The organism is Achromobacter sp., from assembly GCF_032102605.1.
GTDB lineage: Bacteria > Pseudomonadota > Gammaproteobacteria > Burkholderiales > Burkholderiaceae_B > Achromobacter.
Map to the genome: position 1 here is coordinate 48,787 of NZ_DAMDGT010000009.1, position 26,152 is coordinate 74,938.

At 67.8% G+C, this 26,152-nt stretch carries 21 protein-coding genes; 10 read left to right on the forward strand and 11 right to left on the reverse strand.

Annotated features, from left to right (window positions below):
• Positions 1–25 precede the first annotated feature (25 nt).
• A complete protein-coding gene (locus RT614_RS19855) occupies positions 26–1,546 on the reverse strand; it encodes an EAL domain-containing protein (RefSeq protein ID WP_313623839.1) in 1,521 nt (506 codons plus the stop codon).
• 517 nt (positions 1,547–2,063) lie between these two features.
• Between RT614_RS19855 and RT614_RS19860 the strand changes: the two genes are divergently transcribed.
• Both RT614_RS19860 and RT614_RS19865 read left to right on the forward strand, forming a co-directional pair.
• On the forward strand, positions 2,064–2,996 hold the full coding sequence (locus tag RT614_RS19860) for an N-carbamoyl-D-amino-acid hydrolase (protein ID WP_313624059.1): 933 nt from the start codon (positions 2,064–2,066) through the stop codon (positions 2,994–2,996).
• Between the two features lie 116 nt (positions 2,997–3,112).
• Positions 3,113–4,066 (forward strand): ornithine cyclodeaminase family protein, encoded by a 954-nt coding sequence (locus RT614_RS19865; RefSeq protein ID WP_313623840.1) that lies wholly within the window; start codon positions 3,113–3,115, stop codon positions 4,064–4,066.
• Positions 4,067–4,107: 41 nt separating this feature from the next.
• Here RT614_RS19865 and RT614_RS19870 read toward each other — a convergent pair whose 3' ends face one another.
• Complete coding sequence (locus RT614_RS19870) at positions 4,108–5,046, reverse strand: LysR family transcriptional regulator (RefSeq protein WP_313623841.1); 939 nt, start codon at positions 5,044–5,046, stop codon at positions 4,108–4,110.
• A gap of 96 nt (positions 5,047–5,142) precedes the next feature.
• On the opposite strand from RT614_RS19870, the gene RT614_RS19875 reads away from it, so the two are divergent.
• Complete coding sequence (locus tag RT614_RS19875; RefSeq protein WP_313623842.1) at positions 5,143–6,363, forward strand: MFS transporter; 1,221 nt, start codon at positions 5,143–5,145, stop codon at positions 6,361–6,363.
• Between the two features lie 32 nt (positions 6,364–6,395).
• On the opposite strand, the gene RT614_RS19880 is transcribed toward RT614_RS19875, so the two are convergent.
• From RT614_RS19880 to RT614_RS19890, 3 genes are read right to left on the reverse strand one after another with little or no spacing between them, the layout of a single operon-like run.
• Positions 6,396–7,817 carry an aldehyde dehydrogenase family protein gene (locus RT614_RS19880; RefSeq protein ID WP_313623843.1) on the reverse strand — a complete coding sequence of 474 codons (1,422 nt, stop codon included), beginning with the start codon at positions 7,815–7,817 and terminating at the stop codon, positions 6,396–6,398.
• Positions 7,814–8,902, reverse strand: a complete 1,089-nt coding sequence (locus RT614_RS19885; protein WP_313623844.1) for an alcohol dehydrogenase — start codon at positions 8,900–8,902, stop codon at positions 7,814–7,816. The genes RT614_RS19880 and RT614_RS19885 overlap by 4 nt, the downstream gene beginning before the upstream one ends.
• The gene (locus tag RT614_RS19890) at positions 8,899–10,125 is read right to left on the reverse strand and encodes an ABC transporter substrate-binding protein (protein ID WP_313623845.1); all 1,227 of its coding nucleotides are present in this window, start codon (positions 10,123–10,125) and stop codon (positions 8,899–8,901) included. The genes RT614_RS19885 and RT614_RS19890 overlap by 4 nt, the downstream gene beginning before the upstream one ends.
• A 175-nt stretch (positions 10,126–10,300) precedes the next feature.
• Here RT614_RS19890 and RT614_RS19895 point away from each other — a divergent pair, with 175 nt between their 5' ends.
• Positions 10,301–12,997, forward strand: coding sequence for a LuxR C-terminal-related transcriptional regulator (locus RT614_RS19895; RefSeq protein WP_313623846.1), 2,697 nt, complete (start codon positions 10,301–10,303; stop codon positions 12,995–12,997).
• Between the two features lie 16 nt (positions 12,998–13,013).
• On the opposite strand, the gene RT614_RS19900 is transcribed toward RT614_RS19895, so the two are convergent.
• Positions 13,014–13,907: a DUF4261 domain-containing protein gene (locus tag RT614_RS19900; protein ID WP_313623847.1), complete on the reverse strand. Its 894-nt coding sequence runs from the start codon at positions 13,905–13,907 to the stop codon at positions 13,014–13,016.
• A 93-nt stretch (positions 13,908–14,000) separates the two neighbouring features.
• Complete coding sequence (locus RT614_RS19905; protein ID WP_313623848.1) at positions 14,001–14,903, reverse strand: LysR substrate-binding domain-containing protein; 903 nt, start codon at positions 14,901–14,903, stop codon at positions 14,001–14,003.
• Positions 14,904–15,026: 123 nt separating this feature from the next.
• On the opposite strand from RT614_RS19905, the gene dkgB reads away from it, so the two are divergent.
• Positions 15,027–15,830 (forward strand): 2,5-didehydrogluconate reductase DkgB, encoded by an 804-nt coding sequence (dkgB, locus tag RT614_RS19910; protein WP_313623849.1) that lies wholly within the window; start codon positions 15,027–15,029, stop codon positions 15,828–15,830.
• A gap of 4 nt (positions 15,831–15,834) precedes the next feature.
• The gene (locus RT614_RS19915; RefSeq protein WP_313623850.1) at positions 15,835–16,956 is read left to right on the forward strand and encodes an alkene reductase; all 1,122 of its coding nucleotides are present in this window, start codon (positions 15,835–15,837) and stop codon (positions 16,954–16,956) included.
• Between the two features lie 12 nt (positions 16,957–16,968).
• Here the strand turns inward: RT614_RS19915 and RT614_RS19920 are convergent, their stop codons facing one another.
• On the reverse strand, positions 16,969–17,865 hold the full coding sequence (locus RT614_RS19920; protein WP_313623851.1) for a LysR family transcriptional regulator: 897 nt from the start codon (positions 17,863–17,865) through the stop codon (positions 16,969–16,971).
• A 120-nt stretch (positions 17,866–17,985) separates the two neighbouring features.
• Between RT614_RS19920 and RT614_RS19925 the strand changes: the two genes are divergently transcribed.
• Positions 17,986–18,978, forward strand: coding sequence for a tripartite tricarboxylate transporter substrate binding protein (locus RT614_RS19925; RefSeq protein ID WP_313623852.1), 993 nt, complete (start codon positions 17,986–17,988; stop codon positions 18,976–18,978).
• A complete protein-coding gene (locus tag RT614_RS19930; protein ID WP_313623853.1) occupies positions 18,975–20,192 on the forward strand; it encodes an amidase in 1,218 nt (405 codons plus the stop codon). Before RT614_RS19925 ends, RT614_RS19930 begins: the two co-directional genes overlap by 4 nt.
• 111 nt (positions 20,193–20,303) lie before the next feature.
• Here RT614_RS19930 and RT614_RS19935 read toward each other — a convergent pair whose 3' ends face one another.
• Genes RT614_RS19935 through RT614_RS19945 form a run of 3 tightly spaced genes read right to left on the reverse strand, consistent with a single transcriptional unit; the run spans position 20,304 to position 22,248 of the window.
• Positions 20,304–20,960, reverse strand: a complete 657-nt coding sequence (locus RT614_RS19935; RefSeq protein ID WP_313623854.1) for a DUF799 domain-containing protein — start codon at positions 20,958–20,960, stop codon at positions 20,304–20,306.
• Entirely contained in the window at positions 20,960–21,559 is a 600-nt protein-coding gene (locus RT614_RS19940) for a DUF4810 domain-containing protein (protein ID WP_313623855.1), read from the reverse strand. The genes RT614_RS19935 and RT614_RS19940 overlap by 1 nt, the downstream gene beginning before the upstream one ends.
• Before the next feature lie 11 nt (positions 21,560–21,570).
• Positions 21,571–22,248, reverse strand: a complete 678-nt coding sequence (locus RT614_RS19945; RefSeq protein ID WP_313624060.1) for a CsgG/HfaB family protein — start codon at positions 22,246–22,248, stop codon at positions 21,571–21,573.
• Between the two features lie 279 nt (positions 22,249–22,527).
• Between RT614_RS19945 and RT614_RS19950 the strand changes: the two genes are divergently transcribed.
• Together RT614_RS19950 and RT614_RS19955 are read left to right on the forward strand one after the other, a co-directional pair.
• Positions 22,528–23,832 carry a chloride channel protein gene (locus RT614_RS19950; protein WP_313623856.1) on the forward strand — a complete coding sequence of 435 codons (1,305 nt, stop codon included), beginning with the start codon at positions 22,528–22,530 and terminating at the stop codon, positions 23,830–23,832.
• A gap of 15 nt (positions 23,833–23,847) precedes the next feature.
• Positions 23,848–26,115: an FdhF/YdeP family oxidoreductase gene (locus tag RT614_RS19955; RefSeq protein WP_313623857.1), complete on the forward strand. Its 2,268-nt coding sequence runs from the start codon at positions 23,848–23,850 to the stop codon at positions 26,113–26,115.
• Positions 26,116–26,152: the final 37 nt, after the last annotated feature.

Below are 26,152 nucleotides of genomic sequence, written 5' to 3' on the forward strand. Positions count from 1 at the left end.
CACATCCAGCGCCGCTCAGGGGCGGTCAATCGGACGCGATATTCTCCAGGGGCACCGGCCGTCCCAGCAGCCAGCCCTGGCCGACCGCCGAAGGCTGGCGCGAAAGCAGGTAGCTGGCCTGCTCTTCGGTTTCGATGCCTTCGATGATCAGGTTGATGCCCAGTTCACGCGAGATATCGATGACGTGATCGACGATCAGCGTGCCCGCGTCTTCGGCGCCGATGGCTCGCGTAAAGCTGCGGTCCAGTTTGATGGCGTCGGCCTGCATTTCGGCCAGGTAGTTCAGGTTTGAATGGCCGGTGCCGAAATCGTCGATGAATACCTTGAAGCCCTTGCCGCGCATCGTCTTGACCATGGCCAGCACGTGGCCGTCCGACAAGGGCGTTCCCTCGGTGATCTCCAACGCGACATTGGCGGGCGACAGGCCGCGTTCGCTGACGACGTCCATCAGGAAATTGCGATAGCCCGCGTCCTTCAAGTCCGCCGCCGACACGTTGATGCTGACGTACAGCGCGGGATTCTCGCGCAGGCGTTCATGCAGGTCGCGCAACGCCTGCGAAGTCACCTGGCGCGACAGGGCGCGGCCCAGCCCCATCGCCTCGGCCAGCGGCACGAACAGGCTGGGCGACACATCGCGTCCGCGGGCGCGCCAGCGCGCCAGGGCCTCGTAGCCTGTCAGACGACGCGTCGCCAGCTGACGCAGCGGCTGGTAATGGACCTTTATCTCTCCGCCCAGGATGGCCCTGCGCAGTTCGGTCTTGGCGCTGCCCGCGTGCAGGCGCCACAGGACACACAAACCCGCCAGGAACGCGAGAGCCAGCGCACCCGCGACCGACAGCACCATCGCGGGCAGCTGGAACCAGGCGTCGGAACGGGCTCGCGACACGACGCAGAGGTCAGTCTGCTCGTCGGGCGCGCATGCCCACGCCTGCCGTTCGGGCGCGAGTCCCCAGCCGATGCTCGCATCGCGGCCGAGGTCCAGGTCATGGGTGCGGCCGAAGCGGCGGTACACATGCTGGCCGTCCCGCGTCACGATCTTGGCGTCGATGCCGGAACCGGGCTCCGGAAAGCCGTCAAACGCCCCCGGCGCGGTGAAGACCACGACGTCGCGATACGCAGACATGTCGCCGATGATGCGGCGGTCGACGATATTGGCGGCGCCCACCCATAGCTGCAGGCCGCTTGCCAACGTGAAGGCAGGCGGCGGCAACGGCACCGGTTCGGGCAGTTCCCCCCAGGCTGCGGAACACTGCAGCGTGCCGCCCAGCGTGCGGCCGATGTCCCGGATGAACAGAGAATTGAAAAGCAGCACGCGCAGCGTCGCCACGTCCGAGTCCGAGCACAGGCCGGCGCCGTGCGTCGCCGCAGCCATGAGCCGCTGACCTTCCTGCGTGACGCGCAGGGCGTGCGCCAATAGCCGGGCGTTGTGCCCATGCAGCTTGTCGTCGACCTGGCCGAGCTCGATGTGACGTCCAGCCACCACCCCCGCCAGGAAACCCAGCGCCGACATCATCAACACAAAAGCCGCAATTCTGAAACGTGACATGGGTGACCAGCGACACACGGGCGGCGCGTTGCAATGGGAGATTTCGCGTAAGGCAATGTAACCGGAACTTGCGAATCCTTAAAGAAAAACGTGCACGGTCGCGACATTTTTCGTGAAGCAAGGCCGGCCCGTGCCATAGCAACGGCGCGATAGGGCTCGCGCTTAAGTGCGACAGCGGCAGATAGGGGGAAACCCGATATAAAACTTTGCGCAACGCCCATGATCCCGCGTTATGCGGGCGACGACGGATGGCCGGCGAATTGCCATTCAGATCAGCGGCTTAGCGCGGATAACGGGCCCGTTATTCCGCCTTGCGGACGGGCGACGGCGCCGTATCGGATTGCCGCGCGCGCGTGCATGCTTCTGGCTTTGCCCAACGGCGCGCGGCACGCCGCGGCTTGCCGGGCGATATTTCCGCGAGCGAGCACGCCATGACGCATGGCGCCCCGCGCCCGAGCCGCAGCGACAAGCATTTCTGGAGATTCCTAGCGTGAACCAACCATCCACGTCCCGCAAAATGGGCCTGGCCGTCGCCCAGATGGGCGCCGTCAATCTTGCCGACACCCGCGCGGTGGTCGTGCGCCGCATGGTCGAAATGATGCGCGAGGCCGCCGCCCGCAAGGCGGAATTCGTCGTGTTCCCCGAACTGGCGCTGACGACCTTCTTTCCCCGCTACTGGATGGACGACGCCGAAGCGGTGGAACGCTACTTCGAAAAGTCCATGCCCAATGCCGACGTGCAGCCGCTTTTCGACACGGCGCGCGAGCTGGGCGTCGGCTTTTACCTGGGCTATGCCGAGCTGACGCCGGAAGGCCGCCAGTTCAACACGGCCATTCTGGTGGACCGCAGCGCGAAGATAATCGGCAAGTACCGCAAGATCCATCTGCCGGGCCACTCCGGCCGCAAGGTCGACGCGCCGTTCCAGCATCTGGAGAAGAAGTTCTTCGAAGTGGGCGATCTGGGCTTCGGCGTCTGGGAAACCAACGACGTCAAGATCGGCATGTGCCTGTGCAATGACCGCCGCTGGCCCGAGACCTACCGCGTCATGTCGCTGCAAAGCGCCGAGCTGATCGTGCTGGGCTACAACACGCCGTCGCTGAACATCCACTGGAACGAGCCCGCGCACCTGCGCACCACGACGCACGAGATCGTGCTGCAGGCCAGCGCCTATCAGAACGCGGTGTGGATCGGCGCGGCCGCCAAGTGCGGCCACGAAGACGGCCACCACATGATCGGCAGCTCGATGATTGTTGCGCCGTCGGGCGAGATCGTGGCCCGCACCAGCGGCGAGGAAGACGAAGTGATCACGGCGCGCATCGACCTGGCCATGGGCCAGACCTTCCGCGACCATGTCTTCAATTTCGCCAAGCACCGCAGCCCGCAACACTACAAGCTGATCGTCGAGCGCACCGGCGCGGGCGACCCGCTGCCCCGCCCGGACGTCGAATAAGCCGGATCGATGGATTGCCCGCTTGATCGCGGGCAATTTTTTTTGGAAGCAGCCTTTCTCGCGCTGCTAGACTGCCCGTGGCCCTTTGATTGACCGATCCACGAGGCAACGATCCAATGCGCTTAATCGACACCGAACAGACCCGCAACGCCCTGTCCTTCGACACCGTCATCCCCGCGCTGCGGGATGCTTTCCGAGAGGGCGCCACGGTGCCGGCCCGCCACGTCCACGCCATCCAGTCCGGCAATGCGCACGGGACCTCGCTGATCATGCCGGCGTGGAGCGACCGGGGCTATTTCGGCGTCAAGATCATCAACATCTTCCCGGAAAACACGCACCAGGGATTGCCCGGCCTGCACGCCACGTACAACCTATACAGCGCCACGACGGGCGTGCCGATCGCCCAGGTGGACGGCGACATCGTCACGGCCTACCGGACCGCGGGCGCGGCCGCGCTGGGCGCGGATTACCTGGCGCGCGCAGACGCCGGCACCCTGCTGATCGTGGGATCGGGCCGCATCGCGGGCCTGGTGGCGCAGGCGATGCGCACCGTGCGTCCCATCCGCCGCGTGCTGGTGTGGAACGTGCGGCCCGCGGGGGCCGAAGCGCTGGCGGCCAGTCTGCGTGAACAGGGCTTCGATGCCGATGCGGTAAAAGACCTGGAAGCCGCCGTCAGGCAGGCCGACATCGTAAGCTGCGCCACCTTGTCCACCGAACCGCTGGTCCGGGGCGCGTGGCTGCGGCCGGGCACGCATCTGGATTTGATCGGCAGCTTCACGCCCCAGATGCGCGAAACCGACGCCGCCTGCTTCGACGGCACCCGGGTCTATGTCGACACCGACGAGGCGCCCACCAAGTCAGGCGACCTGCTGTCGGCGTTCGAGGCCGGCGTGCTGGCGCGCGAGGCCATCCAGGGCAATCTGCATCAGCTCGCCGCGGGACAGCGGCCGGGCCGCCGTGATGACCAGGAAGTCACCGTGTTCAAGGCCGTGGGCAGCGCGCTGGAAGACCTGACGCTGGCTACGCTGGTGTACGAATCCGTCAGGGACGCGGAGCGCTCCGCCGGCTGACCCTGAGGGCGGCAACGACGCCGGGCAGGTCGGGAAGCCGTTCAGGCAGCGGCCAGTTCCCGCGGCACGTGCTCGCGCATGATCTCGATGAAGCGCCGCAGCCGCGCCGGCTGGAAGCGCGATGGCGCATACACCAGATAGACGGGCAGGGCATCCGCCTGCCACTGCGGCGCCAGGTGCACCAGGCGGCCGGCGGCCAGATCGTTCTGCATGGCCCAGGCCGATCCCAGCCCCACGCCCAGGCCCAGCACGGCGGCGTTGCGCAGCGCATGCAGGCCGTCGGTGGATAGCCGGGGCTGGATGTCGAAGCACTGCTTTTCGCCGGTGCCGCAATGCGTCAGGCTCACTTCGGTCCGGTAGAACGTGCGCAGCGCCAGCCAGGGCAGGCGGGCGAGCTCCGACGGCTCCTGGGGCACGGGCGCGCCATTCAACAACGACGGCGACGCGACGACGATACGCGGCACCACGCCCAGCTTCACGGCGATGACCGACGGGTCCGTCACGGCGCCCACCCGGAGGGCGCAATCGACGTTCTCTGCGATCAGGTCGGGCATGCGGTCATGCAGCAGCCATTCCACCCGCATGTTGGGATACCGCTTCAGATACAGCGCCAGCGGCTCGACGAATTGGTCCTGGCCAAAGATATGCGGCGCCACGACGCGCAGCATGCCGGCCGGATCGTCGTCCGCGCCGCGCACCTCGCTCTCGAACGATTGCCACGAGGCGATCAGTTCCTTGCCGCGTTCGTAGCAGCGCTGCCCGTCTTCGGTCAGCATGATGGCGTGGGTCGAGCGCTTCAAGAGGCGAACGCCCAGCGTGCGCTCCAGCAGTTGCAGCCGACGGCTGACGGTGGGCTGGGTGCCGCCCATCTGCGCGGCGGCGGCCGACAGGCTGCCAGCCTCGACGATGCGAACGAACGTTTCAATGAGCAGCATGCGGTCGGTGCCGGCTGCGGAGGTGGCGAGGGCGGAGGCGGTCATACGCCCATCGTATAACGGATGTACCCGAAGGTCGGCTACCAAAGCCGGGGCGGGAAGCCCAGAATCAGCCCCGTACAAAAGCCATCGGATACCACCATGTCATCCCCCACCACACATACTTCCCTGTCGCGCGGCCTGGTCTTTCTGCTTGCCGTGGGCGCCGGCCTGGGCGTCGCTTCCCTTTATTACAGCCAGCCGATGCTGGGCGTGCTGGGCGCGGACGTCCACGCCAGCGCCGAAACGCTGGGCTGGATCCCCACGCTGACGCAGCTGGGCTACGCCTTCGGCATCCTGATGCTGGCGCCGCTGGGCGACCGCTATGACCGCAAGCGCATCATCCTGGTCAAGGCTGCGGTGCTGAGCCTGGCGCTGCTGCTGGCCGGCGCGTCCCCGACGATCGGCCTGCTGCTGGCCGCCAGCTTCGCCATCGGCCTGTCGGCCACCCTGGCGCAGGACATCGTGCCGGCCGCCGCCCACCTGGCGCCCCCGGAACAACGCGGCAAGATCGTCGGCACGGTCATGACCGGGCTGTTGCTGGGCATCCTGCTGTCGCGGGTGGTCAGCGGCTTCGTGGCGGAACAATTCGGCTGGCGCATGATGTTCGCGGCCGCCGCCGCAAGCATCGTGGCGCTGGGCGCGGCGCTGTGGCGCGGCCTGCCCCGGTTCGAGCCGACGACGCGGCTGGCCTACAGCGCGCTGCTGGGTTCGCTGCTGACGCTGTGGCGCCAGCACCCCGGCCTGCGCCGCGCCGCCACGGCGCAAGGCCTGTTGTCGCTAAGCTTCAGCGCGTTCTGGTCCACCCTGGCCGTAATGTTGCACGGCGCGCCCTTCCACCTGGGCGCAGGGGCGGCCGGCGCGTTCGGCCTGGCCGGCGCCGCCGGGGCCCTGGCTGCGCCGCTGGCCGGCCGCGTGGCCGACACCCGGGGCCCGTTGGCCGTCGCCAGCCTGGGCGCCGGACTGACCATGGTGTCCTTCGCCGCCATGATCTTCCTGCCGCTGCTTTCGCCGCACGCCGCGCTGTGGCTCATCGGCGGCGCCGCTGTGGGCTTCGACCTGGGCATCCAGACCTCGCTGATCGCGCACCAGAGCATCGTCTACGGCATCGATCCCGCCGCCCGCAGCCGGCTCAACGCCATCCTGATGACGGGCGTCTTCGTCGGCATGGCCGCCGGCGGCGCGCTGGGCAGCCTGGCGCTGGCCCGCTGGGGCTGGACCGGCGTCACCGTGACGGCGGCGGGCGCCGCGGCCGCCGCGCTGGCCCTGCGCCTGTGGCCAGGCGCAAGCCGCAACGGCGCGGCCAGCCGTTACGCCGCATGAGGTCCGGTCCGGCATCGCTGCCGGCCCGCTGTCTAGACCGGCACCGACACCGCCTGCGTATTCGTGTATTCCAGCAGGCCGTCCAGCGCGTTTTCCACCCCCACGCCGGACTGCTTGTGCCCGCCGAAAGGCACGTTGGGCGACATGACGTGGATGTGGTTGATCCACACGGTGCCGGTCTCCAGCCGCCGCGCAATGGACTGCGCCAGGTCCACGTCCCTGGACCAGACCGATCCGCCCAGGCCGTATTCGGTGTCGTTGGCCCGGCGGATGACCTCATCGACATCGCGGTACTTCAGCAGCGGCAGCACCGGGCCGAAGGCCTCTTCCACCACGCTGCGCGCATCGTCCGGCGGGTTGTCCAGGATGGTGACGGGCACGAAGTACCCCTTGCCCTCCGGCACCTCGCCCCCCGTCAGGAACCGCACGCCCGTGCGGTGCGCATCCGCGATCAGGTCCTTCACCCGATCGAACTGCGCGCGGTTCTGGATGGGGCCGAGTCCCGTGCCCGGCTGCGCGCCGTCGCCCACCACCACGCTCGCGGCATGGCCCGCCAGCGCGTCCGCAAAGGCGTCGTAGATGGATTCGTGCACGTACAGGCGCTTGGTCGCCAGGCAATACTGGGACGAGTTGCGGAATGCGCCCCAGAACAGCTTGCCCGCGGTCTCCTTCACGTCCACATCCGGCAGCACGATGGCGGCGTCGTTGCCGCCCAGTTCCAGCGTCACCCGCTTGAGCCGGCTCGACGCGCTCTGCATCACGCGCCGCCCCGTGACGGTGGACCCGGTGAACGCGATCTTGTCGATGCCCGGATGCTCGGTCAGCCATGGCCCCAGGCGGTCGCCGCCGCTGACCACGTTCAGCACGCCCGGCGGCAGCAAATCGCGGAACAGTTCGCCCATCTTCAGCGACGTCAGCGGCGTGTAGGGCGATGGCTTGAGCACGACGGTGTTGCCGGCCAGCAGCGCCGGCGCGATCTTCCAGATGGCCAGCGTCATCGGGAAATTCCACGGCGCGATGGCCGCCACCACGCCGATCGGCACCCGCCGGGTTTCAAACAGATGGCCCGCGCCATCGTCGTAACGCTCCACCGGCAGGTCGCGCGCCGCGAAGGCGCGCAGCCATGCCACGCAGCGCCCGACTTCGGCGCGCGCATCCGCATGCGGCTTGCCCTGTTCGCGCGTCAGCAGCCGCATGAAGCCGTCCGTGTGCTCCTCCAGGCGGTCGGCCATGGCGCGCAGCGCGGCCTGGCGTTCGCCGATGGGCGCCGAGCGCCAGGGCACGAAGGCGGCCCGCGCGGCCGCGATGGCGGCATTCAACTGGTCCAGCGACGCGTCGGGCGCGGCCGCGATGCGTTCCTCGGTGGCGGGGTTGAGCACGTCGAAGGTCTGCGGCGACGTTTCCGCGCGGCCATTCAACGTCATCGTGTAATCGGAGTCCAGATTCAGGATCATGGTTGGGATGCCAGTTCAAGAGTGTCGGAAGACGGGGTCAGCAGCAGACGGCCGACCACGCGGCCCGCGGCCAGGTCGGACAACGCGGCTTGCGCATGGTCCAGGCAGCGGCAGGCCGTCGGAATGGCGCGCGGCTTGCGATCGCGCACCAGCTCCATCAGGGCCTGAAGCTCTTCCAGGTTGCCGATATAAGAGCCTTCGATGCTGATGGCGCGCATGGGCACCAGCGCCGGCGACAGGGACAGCTCGCCGCCGAACAGGCCGACCAGGATCAACTGGCCGCCCTTGGTCAGCAGGTCCATGCCCTGCTGCACGGTGCTGGCGGCGCCCACACAGTCGATCACCGCCCATACCGCCCCCGCCGCATCCCTGACCTGCGCGGCGGCGTCCGCGCCGGCGGAGTCCACGGCGGCATGCGCGCCCGCGGCCAGCGCCGCGCCGCGGCGCGCCCCATCCGGTTCCAGCACGACGACGCGCGGGCAGCCCATCGCGCGCAGCAGCGTCACGCACATCAGCCCCAGGCCGCCCGCGCCGATCACCACCACGGATTCCTCGGCCAGCACGTCAGCCGGAATCTTCCGGATGGCGCTGAAGGTGGTCAGGCCGGAACACGCGTACGGCGCGGCCTGTGCGGGCGTCAGGTCGCCGATGCCGACCAGATAGCGCGCGTCGGGCGCCACGATGTGGTCGCTGTAGCCGCCCGGTCGGAATATGCCCAGAAAGCGTGGGGATGCGCACAGGTTCTCGCGTCCGCGGCGGCACACCTTGCATTCGCCGCAGCCGATCCACGGATACACCAGGTAGCGCTGCCCCTCGCGCACGTCCGCCGGCGCGTCGGGACCGACGGCAACCACTTCGCCCACGGTCTCGTGGCCCAGCGTCAGCGGCAGCGTGACGCCGCGCTGCTGCATGCTCAGCCGCTTGTCTCCGCCCAGGTCGTAGGAACCCTCCCAGGTGTGGATGTCGGTATGGCACACGCCCGCCGCCAGCACGCGCAACAGCAGCTGCGAACCCTGCGGCGCCGGCGTGGGATGGTCCGTGCGCGACAGCGGTTCGCCAAATGCCTTGACCTGGTAACTGATCATTCGGCGCCCCCGGACTTCGCCAGCGCGCAGCCGCCCTGGTCCAGCGGACGGAACGCCACCTTGCCGGGGATCACCGCCACCTGCTTGTACAGGTCCCACTCGCCCTTGGAGTCCGACGGCTTCTTCACTTCGAACAGGTACATGTCGCGCACCACGCGCCCGTCCACGCGCAGCTTGCCGTCCTTCGTCATGAAGTCATTGATGGGCATTTCGCGCATCTTCGCCATGACGGCGTCGGCGTCCTTGGTCCCCGCGGCCTTTACCGCGTTCAGGTAGTGCGTGACGGCGCCGTAGGTGCCGGCCTGCGTCATGGTGGGCTTACGGCCCACTTTGTCCTGGAAGCGCTGCGACCACGCCCGCGTGGCGTCGTTCTGGTCCCAGTAGAAAGCCTCGGTCAGCAGCAGCCCCTGGCCCAGCGGCAGGCCGATGGACTTCACGTCCGACAGGAAGGCCAATAGCGCCACCAGCCGTTGCGAACTGCCGGGACGTCCGATGCCGAAGTCCGCCGCCTGCTTGATGGCGCTGATGACGTCGTTGCCGCCCAGCGCCAGGCCGATGATGCCGGCCTTGGAGCTTTGCGCCTGCAGCAGGTAGGAACTGAAATCCGGCGTGTTCAGCGGCGAGCGCACCGCGCCCAGCACCTTGCCGCCGTTGCGCTCGATGACCGCCGACGCGTCGCCCTGCAGCGCATAGCCGAAGGAATAGTCCGCGGTCATGAAGAACCAGTTCTTGCCGCCCTGTTCCGTGACCGCCGCACCGGTGCCGTTGGCCAGGGCATAGGTGTCGTAGGTCCAGTGAACGGTATAGGGCGAACACGCCTTGCCGGTCAGCTCCGACGTCGAGGCGCTGGTCACCATGACGACCTTTTTCTTTTCGCGGCCCAGCTCGCTGATGGCCAGCGCCAGCGCGGACGTGGGCAGGTCGGTGATCATGTCCACGCCGTCCTGGTCGAACCACCGGCGCGCGGCCGCGCTGGCGACGTCCACCTTGTTCTGTCCATCCGTGAAGACGAGTTCGACCGGCTTGCCCAGCACCGAGCCGCCAAAGTCCTGCACGGCCATGCGCGCGGCCTCGACCAGGCCCTTGCCGCCGATGTCGGAGTACGCCGAACTCATGTCGGCCATGATGCCTATCTTCACGGGGCCTGCCGCGTTCTGGGCTTGCGCCCCGCTTGCGGCCAGGACCGCGCCCGCCAGCGCGAGCGTCAGTTTCTGGATTGCCATGGACTTGTCTCCGTTATGGATTTACGCCGTCTTTGCGGCGGTGAGCGTATTGCTCCGGGGAGCGTCCTTTTGTATCGTAGGCACGCGAATTCGCCGTCGTCCAAAGCGACGATTTTCCAGCGCCGCGCGGGTTTTCCCGCGGCCCGCGCAGAACCGCAACTCCACACAGGCACTCATGCGTCATTCGTTCTCGATGGAACAAGCGCTGGCCAGCGGCAAGCTCAACGCACCGGCCGCGCATGGCGATCACATCGCCCGGCTGGCGCTGTGCGAGCAGATCTGCCGCCCCGACGGGCCCAAGGTGGTGGTGGCGCGCGGGCCCGCCGGCTACGGCAAGACCACGCTGCTGGCGCAATGCCAGGCGCGCTTCCAGGCGCTTCCCATGCGCACCGCCTGGCTGACGCTGGATCGCGCCGACAACGATCTTTCCCGCTTCCTGCGGTGCCTGACCGCGGCGCTGGGTTCGCTGGCCGGCGCCGCGGGCCTGCCACCCGGCGGCCACGATTCCGAAGACACCCTGGCGCTCGCGCTGGTCGAGGCCGTGGCCACCCACCGGGGGCCGTTCGCGCTGGTGCTCGACGAGTTCGAAGCCATCACCGCGCCTGCCGTGCTGGACCTGGTGCAGGACCTGATCGGCCGCCTGCCCGCGCAAGGCCGGCTGCTGATCGGCTCGCGGCATTCCCCGGGCCTGGCGCTGGGGCGGCTGCGCGCGGCGAACCAGCTTCTGGAGATCGACGCCGCGCAACTGTGCTTCTCGATCGACGAAGCCAGCCAATTCTTCGCGCGCCGGCGGCCGGGCCTGACGCCCGCCGAGATCGAGCTGCTGCATCGCAAGACCGAAGGCTGGGCGGCCGCGCTGTGCCTGGCGTCCGCGTCGCTGGCGCGGCAGCCGTCGGCCGCCGCCTTCATCGAACGCTTTTCCGGCAGCGACCAGTCCGTCGCCGACTATCTGGCGCAGGACGTGCTGGCCAGCCAGACGCCGGCGCTGCGCCGGTTCCTGCTGCGCACCAGCATCCTGAAGCAACTGAGCGCGCCGCTCTGCCAGGCCCTGCTGCCCGACACGGACTGCGCCGACCTGCTGAACCAGCTGGAAAACGGGCACGTGCTGCTGACGCGCACGGCGGCCGACGAACGCCAATACCGCTATCACAGCCTGTTCGCCAGCTACCTGCAGTCGCAGCTTCGCGCGCAGGCGCCGGGCGACGTCGCGCGCCTGCACCTGGCCGCCTCGCGATGGTACGAAGCGCAAGGCCGGCCCGTGCCCGCCATCGACCATGCCATCGACGGCGGGGATTTTGACCGCGCGCTGTCGCTGCTGGAAGCCCACGCGGAATCGCTGCTGGCCGAAGGGCGCATGCGCCTGCTGTCGCGCTGGCTGGGGCAGCTTCCCCCCGCGGTGCTGGCCGCCCGGCCTCTGTTGCAGGCAATGCAGGTGTGGGCCACCTGTTTCACGCGCGGCCCCAGCGAAGCCTCTTTGCTGATGGCCGACCTGAAGCTGGCGGGCAGCGCCGATCCCGCGGTGCTCGCCCATGTGCGCGCGCTGCAACCCTTGCTGCTGTCGATGATGGACAGACAGGAAGAAGCCTATGCCACCGGCATGCCCAGCGTGGCGGCGCTGGACGATGCGCTGTCATTCACCGATACCGCGCTGGCCAACGCCATGGCCAACATCAGCGCCGTGCTGGGCCGCTACCACGAGGCGCGCGCGCTGCTGGACACCGCCCGGCGCGCGCAAAGCCGCAGCGCCAGCAGCTTCAACCTGATGTATTCCGAAGCGGTCGAGGGCATCATCGACCTGCAGGAAGGGCGCATGCGCCAGGCCGGCGCGCGCTTTCGCATGGCGGTGCGCTCGACGCGCAACGGCGCCTACGGACAGGCCAATGGCAACGCCTGGGCCGGCGTGCTGTATGCCGCGTGGGTGTACGAAACCGGCGACCTGCCACAGGCCGCGCGCCTGCTCCAGGTGTACGTGCCGCTGGGCCGCGACGTCGCGCTGCCCGACCACCTGATCCTGGGTTATCTGATGCTGGCGCGCGTCGCTTTCTACGAAGGCGACCCCGAGCAGACCTTTTACCTGTTGGGCGAACTGGAATACCTGGGCCATCAGCGGCGCCTGCCGCGCATTGCCGCCAGTGCCCGCGTGGAGCGCGCCCGCGTGCTGCTGATGCAGGGCCATCCCCAGGCCGCGCGCGACGAACTGATGCGCGCCGACGACGCCGATCTCTGGCGCCGCGTGGAAGCCTTGCGCCTGCCGGCCAACGACCTGCTGTATCCGCGGCTGGGACGGTTGCGCTGCCAGGCCTACGACGGCGACCCCGCCGCCGCCCTGCGCGACCTGGACCATGACATCGCCCAGGCGCTTGCGGCTCGGCGCGTGCGGCGCGCGTACAAGTTGCAGCTCTTTCGCGCCGTCGCGCTGGCGCGCATGAAAGACGAAGCCGGCGCTTTCGCGCAACTGGCGCCGCTGCTGGAAACGGCGCAATCCGAAGGCCTGTGCCGCGTGCTGGTCGACGAGGGCGCGGCCCTTGCCACCCTGTTGCAACGTTACGCGGGCGAACCGGCCGGCAGCGCCTGGCTGGACAACGAAGGCGCGCGCGACTGGTGGCAGCGGTACACGGAGCAGGCCCGCCTCGGGACCGCGCCGCCGCAAGCCGCGGCCGCGGGCGACGCCATCTGCCCGGAAGGGCTGACGCCCAAGGAGTTGCGCGTGCTGCGGCTGCTGGCAGAAGGCCACTCCAACAGCGCCATCGCCAGGCAGCTCTTCGTTTCCGAAAGCACGGTGCGCACGCACTTGCGGCATCTGAACGTCAAGCTCAGCGCCGACAGCCGGACGCAGGCCGTGGCGCGAGCTCGCAGCGCGGGGCTGCTGTAAAGGCGGCCCCTCCTGCTTACTGCGGCGCGTTGATCTGATCCGCGGTGATGATCTCGGCCACCAGCACCTGGCCCGGCCCGTCCAGGTAATACTCTTCCTTGGCCGGCTCGCGCAGCTTCATGTAGGCGTCTTCGCCAATCTGCATGGTGTGCCCTGCGGCCAGCTCCGCGCCGCTTTGCAGCATGTAGCTCATGATGTTGTTGAACATGGTCGAGTAATACTCGCCCTGGTCATGGCCGCTTGCCAACGCGGCAAAATCGGGCAGCCCGAAAGCATCCGCGCCGTAGGTGCGCATCCACACGCCCTGCACGCCTTCGACTTCGTACTTCACGAAGCCGCAATACAGCATGTTCAGCGGCAGCGTGCGCAGCAGGTCCATGCTTTCTTCGCCCAGCGAGTCCGCCGCGAACACGCCGGCCGGCAGCGAGGTGTGCGCATGCTCGTTCAGCACGGCCATCGCCTGGAAGCCCGTCAGTGCGCCGGCAACCGCGGCCAGCGCCACGTACTGCTCGAGCGGATCCGTTTCCGTGCCCGCGTAATACAGGATGATGTGGCTGGCATGGCCGCGGATTTCGTCCTTCAGCGTCGCGGGATAGTGCGCCGGCGCGACGCAGACTTCCAGCGCATCCTGCGGATAGGGCGCATCGAAACCCACCATGCTTACCACGTGCTTGTCCCAGCCGGCCAGTCCCAGGAATTCGGGCAGGTCGGGCGCGATCTCGGCGCGCGCTTCGGCCATCGACGGATGGTAGTCGCGCAGCGCGGCGGTCAGCGCCGCTTCGTCGATCGCCAGCGGCGCGGCAAACAGCACCTGAAGGCTCAGCGCGTTCTCGGTGTCTGGATTGGCCGATAGCGCCTGCGTGTCGGAGGGTTCTTCCTTGCGGCCGAAGAAACGGGAAAAAATGCTCATGCGTGTCCGATGGGTGGATTAAAACGGGGACAGTATAAGATCGCGCCGCGACGCGGATCGCTCCCGTCGTCTTTGGATACACACGCGGACTGACTATTCGGCAAAGCCGTCGGGCCCCACCGCGTCGACCACGTAATCGATGAAGGACTTGATGCGCGAGGAGATCGCCGTGTTGCGGTAGTACACGGCGTTGATGGGTTGCCGCACGTCCAGCGTCTGCCTGGAAAACAACTGCTGCAGCGCGCCGGTCTTGCGATCGCCGCGCGTCATGAAATCCGACAGGCAGACGATGCCGCCATCATTGAGCGCAAGCTGCCGCAGCGTCTCGCCGCTGTATGACCGCACCTGCGGCTTGACGTGCACCGGTTGGCCATCGGCATCCAGCAGCGGCCATTCGTTCAACGCTTCCAACTGGCTGAAGCCCAGCAGCACATGCGAAGCCAGGTCGGCCACCCGCCGCGGCGTGCCGTGCGCCGCCAGGTATCCCGGGCTGGCCAGCACACGCACGCGGCTGCTGCCCAGCGGCACGGCATGCAGCGAAGAATCCTTCAGCCGCCCGATGCGGATGGCCAGGTCCGTGCGCCGTTCCAGGAGGTCGATGTTGCCTTCGTTGCTGTTCAGTTCCAGCTCTACCTGCGGATAGCGCTTGCGGTAGCCCGGCACCAGCGGCGCGATCACGTGCAGCATGAACGGCGAGGCCGCATCCACGCGCAGCAGCCCGGCGGGCTGGTTGCGGCGCAGGTTCATGAGTTCTTCGGCTTCCTCGACCGACGCGATGATCCGCCGCGCCTGCTCCAGGTAGGCCTTGCCCTCTTCGGTCAGTTCCAGGCGCCGGGTCGTGCGGCGCATCAGCGTGGTCTGCAGCTTTTCTTCCAGCCGGCTCATGCTGCGGCTGGTGGCGGAGATGGTCTGTCCCAGCACGTCGGCAGCGGCGGTGATCGATCCGCTGTCCACGATGGCGATGAAGACCTGCATTTCGTCGAGGGTGGTTTTCATACTTGACGTTATATCAAAAGTATTTCGCCCATACGCGGCTTTTTCCGCAAGTATCCGGCAGGCACACTACGTCCATCCCCAGACATCGACCGTCTGGACCCGCACATCCCCAAGGAGTTTTACATGAGCATCCCCGCCTTTGGCGTCGGCACCTTCCGCCTGCAGGGCCAGGTCGCCATCGATTCGGTGCGCAACGCGCTGGACGTCGGCTACCGCGCGATCGACACCGCGCAGATCTACGAAAACGAGGCCGACGTCGGCCAGGCCATCGCCGAATCGGGCGTGGCGCGCGATGACCTGTTCATCACCACCAAGATCTGGGTGCCCAACTATGCCAAGGACAAGCTCGTCCCCAGCCTGAAGGAAAGCCTGGCCAAGCTGCGCACGAGCTTTGTCGACCTGACCCTGATCCACTGGCCCGCCCCGGACAACGGCGTTTCCGTGGACGAATTCATGACGGCGCTGGCCGACGCGAAGCAGCAGGGCCTGACCCGCCAGATCGGCATCTCCAACTTCCCGATCGCGGAAACCCGTGCCGCCATCGCCGCCGTGGGCCGCGAAGAGATCGCCACCAACCAGATCGAGCTCAGCCCCTACCTGCAGAACCGCCAGCTCACCGCCTTCTTGAAGGAACAGGGCATCCCCGTCACGTCCTACATGACGCTGGCCTACGGCAAGGTGCTGAAGGACCCGGTCATCGGCCAGATCGCCCGGCGCCACAACGCCACGCCGGCGCAAGTCACGCTGGCCTGGGCGTTGCAGCTGGGCTATGCCGTGATTCCGTCGTCGACCAAGCGCGAGAACCTGGCCAGCAACCAGCTCGCCCAGCAATTGCGCCTGGATGACGAAGACATGGCGCAGATCACCGCGCTGGAACGCAACGGCCGCGAAGTCAGCCCGCAGGGTCTGGCCGCCGCGTGGGATTGACGCCATGACGCACACCGATCCCCTCTTCGAACCCCTGGCCCTTGGCAGCCTGACGCTGCCCAACCGCGTCGTCATGCCGCCGATGACGCGTTCGCGCGCCACGCAGCCCGGCGACACCGCGAACGCGCTGATGGCGCGCTATTACGCGCAGCGCGCCGGCGCCGGCCTGATCGTCAGCGAAGGCACCTACATCTCGCCCATGGGCAAGGGCTATGCCGGCACGCCTGGCCTCTGCACACCCGCGCAGGTGGCGGGCTGGCGCGGCGTCACGGACGCCGTCCATGCCGCCGGCGGCCGCATCTACGCGCAACTCTGGCATGTGGGCCGGCTCAGCCACACCAGCCTCTTGAACGGCCAGGCCCCGGTGTCCTCGTCCGCCGTCCAGGCCGAAGGCGTCAACGTCTTCGTGCAGAGCGAAGACGGCAGCCCCAACTTCGTGCAGGCGTCGGCCCCGCGCGCGCTTTCCGTCGTCGAGATCCACGCCATCGTGGAGCAATACCGCCAGGCCGCGCGCAACGCGATCGCGGCGGGTTTTGACGGCGTGGAGCTGCACGCGGCCAACGGCTATCTGGTGAACCAGTTCCTGGACTCTGAAGCCAACGCCCGTACAGACGAATACGGCGGCTCGCTGGAAAACCGCCTGCGCTTCCTGGACGAAGTGGCCCGCGCGCTGGTCGAGACGATGGGCGATGCCTCCCGCGTTGGCATCCGCCTGGCCCCGCTGACCACGCTGAATGGCTGCGTGGACGCGGACCCCGTGGCCACCTACACGGCCGCGGCCAAGCGTCTTGGCGAAATCGGCGTGGGCTACGTCCACATCGCCGAGGCCGACTGGGACGACGCGCCGGACATGCCCCTGGCGTTCAAACAGGCCCTGCGCCGCGTCTACCCGGGCGTGCTGATCTACGCCGGCAAGTACACCGCCGAGCGCGCGCGCGATGCGTTGCAAGCAGGCTGGGCGGACTTGATCGCCTTTGGCCGGCCGTTCGTGGCCAACCCGGATCTGCCAGAACGGCTGCGCAACGATGAGCCGCTGGCCGAGCATGACCGCGCCACGCTCTTCGGCGGCGACGCGCGCGGGCTGACGGACTATCCCGTGCACGCGCCGCGCCAGGAACCTCGTTGATCGACGCGCCGCTCAGCCGCCCGCCTGCCGGTTCTCCCGCATGATCGCCACAAAGGCGTCCACCGCGGGATTCGGGTTGTCGGGATGGCGGGCGGCGGCCAGTTCCGCGCGGAACGCGCCGCGTCCACGAATGCCCACATAGGCCAGGATGTCCATGCGCATCCGCGCCAGCGAAGCCGGCACCACGGCCGCGCCGAACCCCGCTTCGACCAGCGTCAGGATGGTGGGAATCATGCTTTCCTGCACGATGTGCGCGGGCTTGCCCGCCGCTTCCACCATCTGCCGCAGCACCTGGCTGAAGTAACGCGACCGGTCGCGCGCGTAGCCCACCAGCGGCAGGTCCAGCACCTGCGCCATCGTGACCCAGCGTTTGCCGGCAAGCGGATGGTCGCGGCGAACGGCCAGCACCATGGGCTCGGAATACAGCGGAACGGGAGACAGGTCCGCATCGGCGAAGGGCGGACGCAGCAGCGCCAGGTCCAGCCGCCGCTGGTGCAGCGCCTCCGGCATCTCGCTGGAATTCATTTCCTGCAGGTCCCGCGTCACGCCCGGATAACGCTGGCGGAACACGAACAGCGCCTGCGGCACGTTTGAATAAGCGGCGCTGGGTGTCAGCCCGATCGTGAGCTGACCGGCCTGGCCGCTGGCCGCCTGTCGCACGTGCCGGATCGTCGCCTCGTGCTCGGTCGCCATTCTTTGAATGCGCCGCTGCAGTTCCGCCCCCGCCATCGTCAGCCTGACGGTGCGCGTCGTGCGCTCCAGCAGCTGCACGCCCAGCGCTTCCTCCAGCCTGCGCACGCTTTGGCTCAGGGGCGGCTGGCTCAGGTGCAGGCGCTGCGCGGCGCGGCCGAAGTGCAATTCCTCGGCCACCACGGCGAACACCTGCAGCAAACGGCTGTCGATCAGCATTTATTTTCCTGACGAATCAATAGCGGGAGAATTAGGTATTAGACATCCTAATGCTGGCTTCCTACTATGCGCTCACAATCAACGGCGGGGCGTGGGCCCCTCCACCAAAAGGGAAATGCCATGCCTGCTGCATCGTCCACCATCAAGTTCCTGGCCGGCGCCTTCGCCGCCTCGCTGTGTCTGGCTGCGCCCGGCGCCTGGGCGCAAGCCGCCTACCCGGCCCAGGCCATCAAGTTCATCGTGCCGTACGCGGCGGGCGGCAGTTCGGACACGCGCTCGCGCCAGCTTGCGCAAAAGCTCAGCGACTCGCTGGGCGTTCCGGTCGTGGTGGACAACAAGCCGGGGGCCAGCGGCAACATCGGCACCGGCCAGATCGCCACGGCCAAGCCTGACGGCTACACCATCGGCCTGGGCAACTTTGCCCCGATGGCGGTCAACAAGGCGCTTTACACGATGCCCTTCGACCCGGCCAAGGACATCGCGCCCGTCGCCTTGATCGAACTGGGTCCGATGGCGCTGGGCGTAAGCAGCAAGTCTCCTTATGCCGACCCCGCCGCGCTGATCCGCGACGCCCAGGCCAATCCCGAAAAGCTCAACTACGCCTCCACGGGTGCGGGCAGCGCATCGCACCTGAGCACAGAGCTGTTCAAGGAGCAGGCCGGCGCCAACGCCACGCACGTGCCCTACCGCGGCGGCGCGCCTGCCGTGAATGACCTCATCGCCGGGAACGTCGACTTCTACATCGAACTGCCCAGCCTGTTCCTGCCGCATGCCTCGGGTCCTGACGCCCGCATCAAAATGCTGGCCGTCGCGTCCGACAAGCGTGTGCCTGGCCTGCCCGGCGTGCCCACCTTCAAGGAACTGGGCATGCCCGACATGGTCGTGTCCAACTGGTTTGGTGTGATTGCGCCCGCCGGCACGCCGCCGGACGTCATCAAGACGCTGAACGAGCACATCAACCGCGCGCTGCAGGACAAGCAGTACCGCCAGGTGGTGGACTCGCAGGGCGGCGAGGTCGCTGGCGGCACGCCCGAACAGTTCCAGACCTTCATCGCCAGCGAAAGCGAGCGCTGGACCCAGCTGATCCGCCAGAAGCAGATCAAGGTCCAATGATGCTGAATGTGCACGAGGCCCTGGGCCGCAGCAGGGCCGGGGATACGCAGGTGCAGGCGTGGGTTTGCCTGGCCGACGAGGCCGGGCTGGCGCCGGCGCCGGCGGAGCAGGGTGCGCTGGCCGGCGCTGCGTTTGGCGTCAAGGATGTCATCGACGTGGCGGGCCTGCCCACGCGGTCGGGCTCGGCCGCCGAACCGCAAGCCCCCGCGGCGCGCGACGCCAGTTGCGTCGCGCAGCTGCGCGCGGCCGGCGCGGTTCCCATCGGCAAGACCGTCACCGCCGAATACGCCTACGTGACGCCCGGCCCGACCCGCAATCCGCGCAATCCGGCGCACACGCCCGGCGGCTCGTCGAGCGGGTCGGCGGCGGCGGTCGCCGCGGGCATGGTGGACCTGGCGCTGGGCACTCAGACGGGCGGATCGATGATCCGCCCCGCTGCGTTTTGCGGCGTGGTCGGCTTCAAGCCCACCTTCGGCCGCGTGCACCGTCAGGGCATGCATGTGCTGTGCGATTCGCTGGACACCATTGGCTGGTTCACCAGCACTGTGGAACAGTCCCGGCGGGCCGCGTCCGTTCTTCTGCCCGACCTGGAGGCATCCGCCGGGCAGGTTGCCGGTCGCGCGCCGCGCGTGGCGCTGCTGCCTTGCGACGCGATCGGCGACGTGAGCCCCGCTGCCCGCCTTGCGCTTGACCACTGTGTGCAAAGCCTGCGCGAACACGGCGCCCACATCGTCCTTCCCGACGTGGATGCTGACTTGCGGACGCTGCTGCACATCCATGCGCAAACCATGCATGCGGAGCTGGCGCGGGGCCTGCTGCCCGTGCTGCAAAGCCCGCAGGCCGGCTTGCTGTCCCCGGCCACGCGCGGCGCCATCGACCGCGGCCTGGGCATTTCATACACGGAATACGTTTCCTCGCAGCACGCGCGCGAAAGCCTGTCGCGTGCCTGGCGCGAACGATTTGGCGACGTCGACTTCATCGTCACGCCCAGCGCGCCCGGAGAGGCGCCCGAAGGCGTGCAGTCCACGGGATCGTCGCTGTTTAACCGCGTGTGGTCGCTGCTGGGCTGGCCGGCGCTGCATCTGCCCACTGGCTGCGCAGGCAACGGACTGCCGGTAGGCGTGCAATGGGTAGCGCGCCCGGATCAGGACCACGCCCTGCTGGCGTGGGCGCAACGGCTGCACCCGGAAATCCGGCGGCCGGCCATCGTGTGACACCCAGGCGGCGCACCAGCGCAGCGGCAGACTGGACTGTGGCCACACAATGAAAATCGCCCGCGAACCTTTGCAGGCTCGCGGGCGGATGGCCCGATTGCGGCGACTCGCTTACTGCGCTTCGTAGCGCGGCGAACGGGGCCCGTACAGGATGCCGCCCGGCGTGCCCGCACTGAGCAACATGTTGTTCGTCATGCCGGCCACGCTGTAGCTGCGGTCCGTCAGGTTGTTGACGATCTGGTCGACCATGGCTTGCACCAGCATGCCCAGCAGCCCGCCGCTGTTGTTGTTATTGGCGTGCACCACCTGCTTGCTGCCGGTCCACAGCGTGGCGCCATTGCGCAGGTCCAGCAGTTCCGCTTCGATCGAAACCGTCACGGTGCTGGAGATGACGGCATAGCTGGACCCGTACTGCTTGACCGTCATGTACAGCGCGGCGTCCGCGCCGAAGATCTCGCGCAGCTTCGCGGCGGGAAGCTGATGGATGTCGTCGGGCGTGGTGAGGCCGTTCTGCTTGAAGGTCTCGTCCATGACGCCCACCGGAATCACGTAATAGCCGGATTCCGCCAGCGGCTGAGTGGCTTGCGCCAGCACCGCCGCCGACGCGGCGACGTCCACCGAGGTGTTCAGGGGCGGCAGGACCAGGATGGACGCCGGCTTGCTTTCGCGGAAGGCCGTGTAGTCCACGTTCTTTTGCGGCGGCGCCACGCAGCCCGCCAGCAACGCGACCACGGCCAGCAGGCCCGCGCGCATGAGTCTGTTCATCATCACGATCCTTTCTTCGATGTGCCGGCTTTCGCGGGAGCGGCCTGCTCCGCGGCGGGAGAGGATGCGGCAGGCGATCCTGCGGCAGGCGTACCTGCGGCAGCCGATGCTGCGGCAGCCGATCCAGCAACAGGCGTCCCGGCGTCGGCCGCAGAAGCACCAGCCGCCGGAACGCCGGCCGCCGGAACGCCGGCCGCAGCAAGCTGCGCCTGCGGCTTGCCGGCGTTGCGCAGCAGGAAGTCCATGAACGGGGCCGATTCAGGGAACGCGGCCTTCTCGCCCTGCATCTGTTCGACGCCCTTGTCGCCGTCGCCCATCTTCATGTACAGCATGCCCAGGTGGGCGCGGAAGCCGGGCGGCAGCTCGGCGTTGGCTGCGCGGGCGGTCTCGATGTTCTTTTCCATCGCCAGGCTCTGCGTCGCGTAATCGGCGCCGTCGTCCTTCAGGTAGGCATAGACCGAACCCTGGTAGGACTGCCAGCTATACATGGACTTGGGTTGCTGCACGCAGGCCGACAACAGGCCGGCCAGCGCCGCGATCGCCAGTCCGCGGCCCATGCGCGCAAGCGCCGCCTTGCGGCGCGTGTTGGATTGAGTCGTCATGAAAGCCCCCTTCAGTTCCGGGCGGGCTGCCAGGCGCCCTGCTCGATGCCGTCGACCAGACGATCCACCGCTTCACGGATCGCCAGATCCAGCACCTTGCCGTTGAGTGTGGAGTCGTACCCCGCGGTGCCGCCGAAGCCGACCACTTCGCGGTTGGACAGGCTGTATTCGCCCGCGCCCGAGGCGGAATAGACGACTTCCGACGTCGTGGCGTCCACGACGTTCAGGTCAACCTTGGCGTAGGCCACCTGTTCCTTGCCGCGGCCCAGGATGCCGAACAGCTGCTGGTCGCCAGTCACCTTGCGGCCGAAGGCGGTCACGTCGCCCGTGACGACGTAGCGCGCGCCCTTGATCTGGGCGGCTTTCTTGTTGAAGGCGGCTTCCTGGGCGATTTCGGACAGGTTGTCGCGGTCCATCACCTGGAAGCGGCCGCTGCGTTGCAAATGACTCATCAGGATGGTCTTGGCCTGGCCGCCCAGACGGTCCACGCCGTCGGAGAACACGCCGCGCAGATAGTTCGTGCGGTTGTCGAATTTGCCGACGGAAATCGGGCTGCGCACGCCTGCGTACGGCTTGCTTGCCGCCGCAACCGCCGGCACCGCCAAAGCTTGCGAGCGCTCGGTTGCGCAGCCCGCAATAATCGTCGACAGCATCGCCAACGCCCCGATCTTCACCACCTTGTTCAACATCATTTTCTCCAGCCGGCACGTCGCCAATGCGCATCCCGGCATCTGTCGTCATTGGATTGAGCGGGCGATTATATAGACTGACTTACTTGGATACTATTTGAAATAGACGCCGGATCGCCGGCCTTTTTGACTGTTCACAAGGAAAATCGGGATTACCGGCTAACCCATAGGTATGGATTCCGGCCTGTCGGCCTGCGGACGCGATGTTGCGGGACATACACTGCCTGACGCAGCGCTTCCGACATGTCCGGGCGCGCCTTGGACGGGAGCCGATCCGGCATGAAAGATGTTTCGCCCGATGATCCATCGTGGCTCAGCCCCAGGCTGCTGGCCGCCACGATCCTGACCGGTCTCGTCGCGGGCCTGGGCGGCATGCTGCTGGGCATGCTGCTCCACGCCGTCCAGCACCTGGCCTATGGCTACGGCGCGGCCGGTATCGGCCACGAGTCCTTCCTGCAAGGCGTCACGGCGGCCAGCGGATCGCGCCGCGTGGTTGCGCTGGCGATATGCGGATTGGCGGCGGGCGTCGGCTGGTGGCTGATCTATCGATATGGCCGCCCCCTCGTGACCGTCGATCAGTCAGCGGACGATCCCGACCGCCGCATGCCGCCTGCCACGACGCTGGCGCACGCCATCCTGCAGATCGTCACCGTCGCGCTTGGCTCGCCGCTGGGTCGTGAAGCCGCGCCGCGGCAAGTGGGCGCGCTGGCGGCCGGACGCCTGTCGATGCTGCTGCGCCTGCCGGCGCAACAGCACCGGCTGATCGTGGCCTGCGGCGCAGGCGCTGGCCTGGCCGCCGTATACAACGTGCCGCTCGGCGCGGCGGTGTTCGTGCTGGAGGTGCTTCTGGGGTCGTTCGCCTGGCCCGCCGCCGCCATCGCGCTGGCGACCTGCTGCATCGGCGCGGTCGTGGCGTGGGCAGGACTGGGCAATGACATCCAGTACGCCGTTCCCGCCATGGACATCAGCACGGGCCTGGTTGCCTGGGCCATCCTTGCCGGGCCGATATTCGGCAGCGCCGCTCACGGTTTCCGCCGGCTGACCGCGGCCGCGCGGCGCAATGCGGCGCGGGGCTGGCGCCTGCCCGTGGCATGCCTCCTGAACTTCTTGCTGATCGGCGTCCTGGCGATTTACCTGCCCGCATTGCTGGGCAACGGCAAGGGGCCGGCCCAGCTTGCTTTCGACAACGAACTGACCATTGCCATGGCGGCCGCGCTGGCGGTGCTGAAAATGGCCGTCGTCGCCACGACCCTGCGCGCGGGCGCCGAGGGCGGCCTGCTTACACCCGCCATCGCCATCGGCGCCGCGCTGGCGGTCGTCCTGGGCGGCATGTGGAGCCTGGCCTGGCCCGCATCGCCGCCCGGCGCCTTCGCCGTGGTGGGCGCGGCGGCCTTCCTGGCCTCGTCCATGCGCATGCCGCTGACCGCCATCGTGCTCATCGTCGAATTTATGCGCGTCGACCAGGCGTTTCTTGTTCCCATCATCCTGGCCGTGGCCGGTTCCGTGGGGGCAAGCCGCTATTGCGCGGCCCGCGCGGCCCGGCTCGCGGCCGCCCCCGACGACGCCGCACGCAACGCGTCCTGAATTCCGGAGACCCCGATGACTCAAAGCAAGCCCACCGGCATTCGCCGCTATGACGCGCCCGCGGGCGGGTGGGGCGCGCTGAAAGCGACCGCACAGGCGGTGGCCGACCAGATGCGCATCGCCGAAGCGCCCGCATTGCTGTTGCGCACGAATAAGCCCGACGGGTTCGACTGCCCCGGCTGCGCATGGCCCGACAAGGCGCATACGTCCACGTTCCAGTTCTGCGAAAACGGCGCGAAGGCGGTCACGTGGGAAGCCACGCGCAAGCGCGTGACCCCGGCGTTCTTTGCAGCGCACACCGTCACGGAACTGCTGGACTGGAGCGACCATGACCTGGAAAACGCGGGCCGCCTGACGCACCCGATGGCGTACGACGCCGCCAGCGACACCTACCAGCCGATCGACTGGGACGACGCCTTCACGCGCATCGGCCAGACGCTCGCCAGCCTGTCCAACCCCGACATGGCCGAGTTCTACACGTCGGGGCGGGCGTCCAACGAGGCGGCGTTCCTTTTCAGCCTGTACGCGCGGGAATATGGCACCAACAATTTTCCCGACTGCTCCAACATGTGCCACGAGGCCACCAGCGTGGGCCTGCCCCAGGCCATCGGCATCGGCAAGGGCACGGTGTCGCTGGACGACTTCGATGCGTGCGACCTCATCATTTCGATGGGCCACAACCCGGGCACGAACCACCCGCGCATGATGGGCACGCTGCACGAGTGCGCGCGGCGCGGCGTGCCCATCATCGTGTTCAACCCTCTGCGGGAACGCGCCCTCGAGCGTTTCGCCGATCCGCAGAATCCCGTCGAAATGGCTACGCTGGGCGCCACGCCGATCGCGTCCACCTACTTCCAGGTAAAGGTCGGCGGCGACGCCGCCGCGCTCAAGGGCATCATGAAGGCCCTGGTGGCGGCGGACCGAAACGAGCAAGGCGCCCTGGATCACGACTTCATCGAACGACACACGCATGGGTTCGAGGCCTTCGTGCAGGACCTGGACCGCACCGGCTGGCCCCACATCGAACAGGCCAGCGGACTTGCCCGCGCCGACCTGGAGCAGGTGGCCAAAGCCTATGCAAGATCCCGCGCCACCATCGTGACCTACGGCATGGGCATCACCCAGCACGAGAAAGGCACCAGCAACGTGCAGCAGATCGCCGCGCTGGTGCTGATGCGAGGCAATTTCGGCAAACCGGGTGCAGGCATCTGCCCGCTGCGCGGGCATTCCAACGTGCAAGGCAACCGCAGCGTCGGCATCACCGAGAAAATCGACAACACCATGTTCGATCACGTCGAGCGGACCTTCGGCTTTCGCCCGCCCGACCGTCCCGGCCACGACGCGGTGGATGCGATGAAGGCGATGGTCGCCGGCGACGCCAAGGCATTGATCTGCCTGGGCGGAAACTTTGCGATCGCGCTGCCCGACGTCGAACAATGCGAACGTGGCATGCGCAATCTGGACCTGGCCGTGCACCTGAACACGAAGCTGAACAGGTCGCACCTGCTGATCGGCAAGCAGTCGATCCTGCTTCCGGTGCTGGGCCGAACGGAAAGCGATGTGCAGGCGGCCGGCGCGCAGTCCATCACCGTCGAGGACTCCATGTCGATGGTGCATGCGTCGCGCGGCAAGCTGCTGCCGGCTTCGCCGCAACTGCGGTCAGAACCCGCCATCATCGCGGGCATGGCGCTGGCGACGCTGCCGCGCAGCCGCGTCGACTGGCGGCGCCTGATCGGAGATTACGACCGCATCCGCGACCTGATCGAAAAGATCTATCCCGACTTTCACGACTACAACGCGCGCATCCGCAATCCCGGCGGCTTTCGCCTGCCGCTGCCGCCCACCGAACGCATCTGGAAGACGCGGTCGGGCAAGGCGGAATTCATCGCGTTCGCGGGCCTGGAAGAGGATCCGGACATCGCCGAAGGCAACGTCTTGAGACTCACCACGCTGCGCAGCCATGACCAATACAACACCACCATCTACGGCCTGGACGACCGGTACCGCGGCGTGTTCGGACGCCGCGACGTGCTGTTCATGAACACGTCCGACCTGGAACGCCACGGCCTAGCCCACGGCGACACGGTCGACGTCTGGACCAGCCTGCCCGGCCAGACGCACCGCCGGCTGCGCCTGACGGCCATCGCCCACGACATCGCGGCGGGCTCCGTCGGCGCCTACTACCCCGAGGCCAACAACCTATGCCCGCTGGACTATCAGGACCGGGCCAGCGGCACACCCAGCTATAAGTCGATCCCGGTCCGGATACAAAAGGCTCTTTAGCAACGAACCGGCTCCTCATCCCTCTGGATGACGCCAA